Raw genomic sequence first — 6922 nt, forward strand, 5'->3', positions numbered from 1 at the left:
TGAGGAAATTTCCCTCTCTTTTCCTTTAGTCTCTCCTTTCTTTTGCTGATTTTATTCAAAGAAAATGATATAATAGTAGTTATGGAAAAAAAGAAATTACGCATCAATATGTTGAGTTCAAGTGAGAAAGTAGCAGGGCAAGGAGTTTCGGGCGCTTACCGTGAATTAGTTCGTCTTCTTCATCGTGATGCCAAGGACCAATTGATTGTTACAGAAAATCTTCCAATAGAGGCAGATGTGACTCACTTTCATACAATTGATTTCCCCTATTATTTATCAACATTTCAAAAGAAACGCTCAGGAAGGAAAATTGGCTATGTGCATTTTTTGCCTGATACACTTGAGGGGAGTTTGAAAATTCCATTTTTCTTAAAGGGAATTGTTAAACGCTATGTATTTTCTTTTTACAACCGGATGGAGCACTTGGTGGTGGTCAATCCGATGTTTATTGAGGATTTGGTGGCAGCTGGTATTCCACGTGAAAAAGTGACCTATATTCCTAACTTTGTCAACAAGGAAAAATGGCACCCCCTTCCACAAGAAGAGGTGGTCAGACTGCGAACAGAGCTAGGTCTTAGTGACAATCAGTTTATCGTAGTAGGTGCTGGTCAAGTTCAGAAACGTAAAGGGATTGATGACTTTATCCGTCTGGCTGAGGAATTGCCTCAGATTACCTTTATCTGGGCCGGTGGTTTCTCTTTTGGTGGCATGACAGATGGTTATGAACGCTACAAGAAAATGATGGAAAATCCACCTAAAAATTTGATTTTTCCAGGAATTGTCTCACCAGAGCGAATGCGCGAGTTGTATGCCCTAGCGGATCTTTTCTTGCTTCCTAGTTACAATGAACTCTTTCCGATGACTATTTTAGAGGCTGCCAGTTGTGAAGCTCCTATTATGTTGCGTGATTTAGATCTTTATAAGGTAATTTTAGAGGGAAATTATCGGGCGACAGCAGATAGAGAAGAGATGAAAGAGGCTATTTTGGAATATCAAGCAAATCCTGCTGCCTTAAAAAATCTTAAAGAAAAGGCTAAGAATATTTCTAGAGAGTATTCTGAAGAGCATCTGTTACAAATCTGGTTGGACTTTTATGAGAAACAAGCCGCTTTAGGGAGAAAGTAAAAAGTGAGGTAATCTATGCGAATTGGTTTATTTACAGATACCTATTTTCCTCAGGTTTCAGGTGTTGCGACCAGTATTCGAACCTTGAAAACCGAACTTGAAAAGCAGGGGCACGCTGTTTTTATCTTTACGACGACAGATAAGGATGTCAATCGTTATGAAGATTGGCAAATTATCCGCATTCCAAGTGTTCCCTTCTTTGCTTTTAAGGATCGCCGCTTTGCCTATCGAGGATTCAGCAAGGCGCTTGAAATTGCTAAACAATATCAACTGGATATTATCCATACTCAGACAGAATTTTCTCTTGGCTTGTTGGGAATTTGGATTGCGCGTGAATTGAAGATTCCAGTCATCCATACCTATCACACCCAGTACGAAGACTATGTGCATTATATTGCCAAGGGGATGTTGATTCGTCCTAGTATGGTCAAGTATCTGGTCAGAGGTTTCCTGCACGATGTGGATGGGGTTATTTGCCCGAGTGAGATTGTCCGTGACTTGTTATCTGACTATAAGGTCAAGGTGGAAAAGAGAGTTATTCCAACTGGTATTGAATTAGCCAAGTTTGAACGTCCAGAAATCAAGCAAGAAAATCTGAAAGAACTGCGTACTAAACTAGGGATTCAAGATGATGAAAAGATGTTGCTTAGCCTTTCCAGAATTTCCTATGAAAAAAATATTCAAGCAGTACTAGCAGCCTTTGCAGAAGTTCTGAAAGAAGAAGACAAGGTTAAACTGGTGGTATCTGGGGATGGTCCTTATCTGGATGACCTCAAAGAGCAAGCCCAGAAACTAGAGATTCAAGACTACGTCATCTTTACTGGCATGATTGCTCCTAGTGAGACGGCTCTTTATTACAAGGCGGCGGATTTCTTCATCTCGGCATCGACGAGTGAAACGCAAGGTTTGACCTACTTGGAAAGCTTAGCTAGTGGGACGCCTGTCATTGCTCACGGAAATCCTTATCTGGACAATCTTATCAGTGATAAAATCTTTGGAACCTTATATTACGGTGAACATGATTTGGCTGGAGCTATTCTGGAGGCCCTGATTGCAACACCAGACATGAATGAGCATACCTTATCAGAGAAATTGTATGAGATTTCAGCTGAGAACTTTGGGAAACGAGTGCATGAGTTTTATCTGGATGCCATTATTTCAAATAACTTCCAGAAAGATTTAGCAAAAGATGGCACGGTCAGCCAGCGTATCTTTAAAACAGTTTTGTATCTACCGCAACAGGTGGTTGCTGTACCCGTAAAAGGCTCTAGACGCATGCTGAGGGCTTCAAAAACGCAGTTAATCAGCATAAGAGATTATTGGAAAGACCATGAAGAATAGAAAGAGGAACAGCTATGAAAAAACAATTAATGAGAAGCAGTCGTGATAAAAAGATTGCTGGTGTTTGTGCCGGAGTGGCCCATTATTTTGATATGGATCCTACTATTGTTCGCGTAATATGGGGTGTCCTTGCTTGCTGTTACGGAGCGGGAATTGTAGCTTATATCATTTTATGGATTATCGCACCTGTAGCAAGTGACTATTGAAAACTAGCTCAATTCATGCTAAGATAATAGAAAATAGAATGTAACGAAGGAGAAAAAAATGGCATTTGGAGATAATGGAAATCGTAAAAAAACTATGTTTGAGAAAATAACCTTGTTTATCGTGATTATCATGCTAGTAGCAAGTTTATTGGGAATTTTTGCAACTGCAATTGGTGCCCTCAGTAATCTATAAAATAGATTCAAGAAAATTTAGTGACTGGGATTTCCCAGCCCTTTTTTAAAGTGAGAAGAAAAAATGAGTATGTTTTTAGATACAGCTAAGATCAAGGTCAAGGCTGGTAATGGTGGTGATGGCATGGTTGCCTTTCGCCGTGAAAAATATGTCCCTAATGGCGGTCCTTGGGGCGGTGATGGTGGTCGTGGAGGCAATGTCGTCTTCGTTGTAGATGAAGGTTTACGTACCCTCATGGATTTCCGCTATAATCGCCATTTCAAGGCTGATTCTGGTGAGAAAGGAATGACCAAAGGGATGCATGGTCGTGGTGCTGAGGACCTTAGAGTTCGAGTACCACAAGGTACGACTGTTCGTGATGCAGAGACTGGCAAGGTTTTGACAGATTTGATTGAACATGGTCAAGAATTTATCGTTGCCCACGGTGGTCGTGGTGGACGTGGAAACATCCGCTTTGCGACACCAAAAAATCCTGCACCGGAAATCTCTGAAAATGGAGAACCAGGTCAGGAACGTGAGTTACAATTGGAACTAAAAATCTTGGCAGATGTCGGTTTAGTAGGTTTCCCATCTGTAGGGAAATCAACACTTTTAAGTGTTATTACCTCAGCTAAACCTAAAATTGGTGCCTACCACTTTACGACCATTGTGCCAAATCTAGGTATGGTTCGTACCCAATCAGGTGAATCCTTTGCAGTAGCCGATCTACCAGGTTTGATTGAAGGCGCTAGTCAAGGTGTTGGTTTGGGAACTCAGTTCCTTCGTCACATTGAGCGTACACGTGTTATCCTTCACATCATTGATATGTCAGCTAGCGAAGGTCGTGATCCTTATGAGGATTATCTTGCCATCAATAAAGAGCTGGAGTCGTATAATCTTCGTCTGATGGAGCGTCCACAGATTATCGTAGCCAACAAAATGGACATGCCTGAGAGTCAAGAAAATCTTAAAGAATTTAAGAAAAAATTGGCTGAAAACTACGATGAATTTGAAGAGTTACCAGCTATCTTCCCAATTTCTGGATTGACCAAGCAAGGTCTGGCAACGCTCTTGGATGCTACAGCTGAATTGTTAGACAAGACACCAGAATTTTTGCTCTATGACGAGTCAGATATGGAAGAAGAAGCATACTACGGCTTTGACGAGGAAGAAAAAGCCTTTGAAATTAGTCGTGATGACGATGCAACATGGGTGCTTTCTGGTGAAAAACTGATGAAACTCTTTAATATGACCAACTTTGATCGTGACGAATCAGTCATGAAATTTGCTCGCCAGCTTCGTGGTATGGGAGTTGATGAAGCTCTTCGTGCGCGTGGTGCTAAGGATGGGGACTTGGTCCGCATTGGTAAATTTGAGTTTGAATTTGTAGACTAGGAGATTGATATGGGAGATAAACCGATATCTTTCCGAGATGCGGATGGTAATTTTGTTTCCGCCGCAGACGTTTGGAATGAAAAGAAATTGGAAGAACTATTTAATCGTCTCAATCCAAATCGTGCCTTGAGGTTGGCACGAACTAAAAAAGACAATCCATCTTAAATACGTAAGATAAAACTCCAATTATCAGTCAAGTTAACTGTAACAAATAGAAGCTAAGATCGAGAAAGGGCAAAATTCGTCCTTTCTTTTTATTTATAAAGTATAATATATTAAAATAAAATATAAACAAATAGACTAGGGAATTCAAATCAAATTTCTAACAAGGCTTTATAAATTGTGTTGTCCTATTCTAGCTTCAAGACACTGTATTTTTTCTATTGAAAAAAGAATTTTTTTACAAAAATAGTTGGTTATTTAGTTTATTTATGCTATAATAGGAGCAATTATTTTTAGGAGGTGCAGTATGTCTTATTTGTTTGAGATATTACCGAGTTTATTGAGCGGTGCAAGCATGACTTTACAGGTTTTTGTGCTGGTCTTGATTTTTTCTATTCCCTTGGGCGTTTTGATTGCCTTTGCCTTGCAAGTCCATTGGAAGCTCCTCCATCATCTGATTAACATTTATATTTGGATCATGCGGGGTACACCTTTGCTTTTGCAATTGATTTTTATTTATTATGTGCTCCCAAGTATTGGGATCCGTTTAGACCGCCTTCCTGCAGCCATTATTGCCTTTGTTCTGAATTATGCGGCTTACTTTGCTGAAATCTTTCGTGGGGGGATTGATACCATTCCTAAAGGTCAATATGAGGCTGCCAAGGTCTTGAAGTTTAGTCCCTTTGACACAGTGCGCTATATTATTTTGCCCCAAGTGACCAAGATTGTTCTTCCTAGTGTTTTTAATGAGGTTATGAGTTTGGTCAAGGATACTTCTCTGGTCTATGCTCTAGGAATTTCAGACCTCATCTTGGCTAGTCGAACAGCTGCCAACCGTGACGCTAGCCTGGTTCCCATGTTCTTGGCAGGTGCTATTTACTTGATTTTGATTGGGATTGTGACCATTCTTGCCAAAAAAGTTGAGAAGAAGTACAGTTACTATAGATAGGAGGCTACCATGTTAGAATTACGAAATATCAATAAGGGATTTGGTGAAAAGCAAATTTTGTCCAATTTCAGTTTAAGAATTCCTGAAAAGCAAATCCTAGCTATCGTTGGGCCTTCTGGTGGAGGTAAGACAACTCTCTTACGTATGCTTGCAGGTCTTGAAACCATTGATTCAGGGCAAATCTTTTATAATGGAGAACCTTTAGAGCTGGATGAATTGGAGAAGCGGAATCTACTGGGATTTGTCTTCCAAGATTTTCAACTGTTCCCTCATTTATCAGTTCTGGACAATTTGACCTTATCTCCTGTAAAAACCATGGGAATGAAGCAGGATGAGGCTGAGCAGAAGGCGCGAGGTCTTTTGGAACAATTAGGACTGGCAGGACATGCAGATGCCTATCCTTTCTCACTATCTGGTGGGCAAAAGCAACGGGTGGCCTTGGCGCGTGCTATGATGATTGACCCAGAAATCATTGGCTACGATGAACCAACTTCGGCCCTAGATCCAGAATTACGCTTGGAAGTGGAAAAACTGATCTTGCAAAATAGGGAACTTGGCATGACCCAGATTGTGGTTACCCACGATTTGCAGTTTGCTGAAAATATCGCAGATCAGATTCTCAAGGTTGAGCCCAAGTAGGAGGTGCCAATGACTAATAAGAAAATTGCTTTGGTATTGGTTTCGCTCCTGACTCTCTTTTTAACAGCTTGTACTCAGAAGGCTAGCGATCCAAAGCAGGATAACTGGTATAAGTATCAAGAGCAAGGCAGTATAACCATTGGTTTTGACAATACCTTTGTACCCATGGGATTTGAAGAAAAGAATGGCCAATATACGGGCTTTGATATTGACTTAGCACAAGCAGTTTCTGAAAAATTAGGTTTTAAGGTGCAATTTCAGCCAATTGACTGGGATATGAAGGAGACGGAACTGCAAAATGGAACTATAGATGCCATCTGGAATGGCTATTCTGCCACTGATGAACGCCGAGAGAAGGTTGCCTTTAGCATTCCATATATGGAAAATCAGCAAGTTCTGGTTGCGAAGAAAAGCCAGCAAATTCATTCAGTAGAGAATATGAAGGATAAGACCTTGGGAGCCCAAGCCGGTTCCTCTGGTTATTTAGACTTTGAAGCCCAGCCAGATTTATTGAAAAATCGTGTCAAAGACCAGAAGGCCAATCAGTACCAGAGTTTTAATGAGGCCTTGATTGACTTAAAGAATGATCGGATTGATGCCTTGTTGATTGACCGAGTGTATGCTAATTACTATCTTCAGTCTGAGGGGATATTAAATGACTATAATGTCTTTTCAGCTGGATTTGAAAGTGAATCTTTTGCAGTAGGAGTTAGACCAGCTGACAAAAGATTACTACAAGCTTTAAACCAAGCTTTTGTTCAACTATACCAAGAAGGGAAGTTCCAGGAAATCAGCCAAAAATGGTTTGGAGAAGATGTGGCAACTAAAGAAGTGAAAAGTAGAGATTGAGTTTTTACTCAGTCTCTTTTTTGCATCAAAAAATCCTCTGACAAGAGCCAGAGGATAAGAGCTTATACTCAATGAAAATCAAAG

Annotated in this window: 9 protein-coding genes; all 9 read left to right on the forward strand. The window is 40.4% G+C overall.

Translation table 11 applies throughout. The features are described 5' to 3' along the window. The first annotated feature begins 81 nt into the window (after positions 1 to 81). The 9 genes from cpoA to HMPREF1048_RS06455 all read left to right on the forward strand — a co-directional run bounded on the left by cpoA (position 82) and on the right by HMPREF1048_RS06455 (position 6838). Positions 82 to 1125, forward strand: a complete 1044-nt coding sequence (gene cpoA, locus HMPREF1048_RS06415; protein WP_000412290.1) for an alpha-galactosylglucosyldiacylglycerol synthase — start codon at positions 82 to 84, stop codon at positions 1123 to 1125. 15 nt (positions 1126 to 1140) lie between these two features. Continuing rightward, positions 1141 to 2466, forward strand: coding sequence for a glycosyltransferase family 4 protein (locus tag HMPREF1048_RS06420; RefSeq protein ID WP_001219439.1), 1326 nt, complete (start codon positions 1141 to 1143; stop codon positions 2464 to 2466). A 29-nt stretch (positions 2467 to 2495) separates the two neighbouring features. Continuing rightward, positions 2496 to 2672, forward strand: a complete 177-nt coding sequence (locus tag HMPREF1048_RS06425; RefSeq protein WP_025171920.1) for a PspC domain-containing protein — start codon at positions 2496 to 2498, stop codon at positions 2670 to 2672. Positions 2673 to 2730: 58 nt separating this feature from the next. Then, the gene (locus tag HMPREF1048_RS06430) at positions 2731 to 2865 is read left to right on the forward strand and encodes a DUF4044 domain-containing protein (RefSeq protein ID WP_000863859.1); all 135 of its coding nucleotides are present in this window, start codon (positions 2731 to 2733) and stop codon (positions 2863 to 2865) included. A gap of 63 nt (positions 2866 to 2928) precedes the next feature. Beyond that, positions 2929 to 4239, forward strand: coding sequence for a GTPase ObgE (gene obgE / locus HMPREF1048_RS06435; protein ID WP_004248745.1), 1311 nt, complete (start codon positions 2929 to 2931; stop codon positions 4237 to 4239). Positions 4240 to 4248: 9 nt separating this feature from the next. After that, positions 4249 to 4404 carry a hypothetical protein gene (locus tag HMPREF1048_RS06440; RefSeq protein ID WP_000502580.1) on the forward strand — a complete coding sequence of 52 codons (156 nt, stop codon included), beginning with the start codon at positions 4249 to 4251 and terminating at the stop codon, positions 4402 to 4404. 304 nt (positions 4405 to 4708) lie between these two features. Then, positions 4709 to 5350 (forward strand): amino acid ABC transporter permease, encoded by a 642-nt coding sequence (locus tag HMPREF1048_RS06445; protein ID WP_000120842.1) that lies wholly within the window; start codon positions 4709 to 4711, stop codon positions 5348 to 5350. A 9-nt stretch (positions 5351 to 5359) separates the two neighbouring features. Continuing rightward, complete coding sequence (locus HMPREF1048_RS06450) at positions 5360 to 5989, forward strand: amino acid ABC transporter ATP-binding protein (protein ID WP_000891755.1); 630 nt, start codon at positions 5360 to 5362, stop codon at positions 5987 to 5989. Positions 5990 to 5998: 9 nt separating this feature from the next. Then, entirely contained in the window at positions 5999 to 6838 is an 840-nt protein-coding gene (locus HMPREF1048_RS06455; protein ID WP_000182491.1) for an amino acid ABC transporter substrate-binding protein, read from the forward strand. Positions 6839 to 6922: the final 84 nt, after the last annotated feature.

Origin of the sequence: Streptococcus mitis SK575, from assembly GCF_000257865.1 — a bacterium.
In the GTDB taxonomy this organism is placed as follows: Bacteria; Bacillota; Bacilli; order Lactobacillales; family Streptococcaceae; genus Streptococcus; species Streptococcus mitis_CQ.

Bases quoted from the DNA above. Each gene is read 5' to 3' on its own strand.
- HMPREF1048_RS06450 (WP_000891755.1), top strand. From the start codon at position 5,360: ATGTTAGAATTACGAAATATCAATAAGGGATTTGGTGAAAAGCAAATT.
- obgE (WP_004248745.1), top strand. From the start codon at position 2,929: ATGAGTATGTTTTTAGATACAGCTAAGATCAAGGTCAAGGCTGGTAAT.
- HMPREF1048_RS06430 (WP_000863859.1), top strand. From the start codon at position 2,731: ATGGCATTTGGAGATAATGGAAATCGTAAAAAAACTATGTTTGAGAAA.
- HMPREF1048_RS06440 (WP_000502580.1), top strand. From the start codon at position 4,249: ATGGGAGATAAACCGATATCTTTCCGAGATGCGGATGGTAATTTTGTT.
- HMPREF1048_RS06420 (WP_001219439.1), top strand. From the start codon at position 1,141: ATGCGAATTGGTTTATTTACAGATACCTATTTTCCTCAGGTTTCAGGT.
- HMPREF1048_RS06425 (WP_025171920.1), top strand. From the start codon at position 2,496: ATGAGAAGCAGTCGTGATAAAAAGATTGCTGGTGTTTGTGCCGGAGTG.
- HMPREF1048_RS06455 (WP_000182491.1), top strand. From the start codon at position 5,999: ATGACTAATAAGAAAATTGCTTTGGTATTGGTTTCGCTCCTGACTCTC.
- HMPREF1048_RS06445 (WP_000120842.1), top strand. From the start codon at position 4,709: ATGTCTTATTTGTTTGAGATATTACCGAGTTTATTGAGCGGTGCAAGC.
- cpoA (WP_000412290.1), top strand. From the start codon at position 82: ATGGAAAAAAAGAAATTACGCATCAATATGTTGAGTTCAAGTGAGAAA.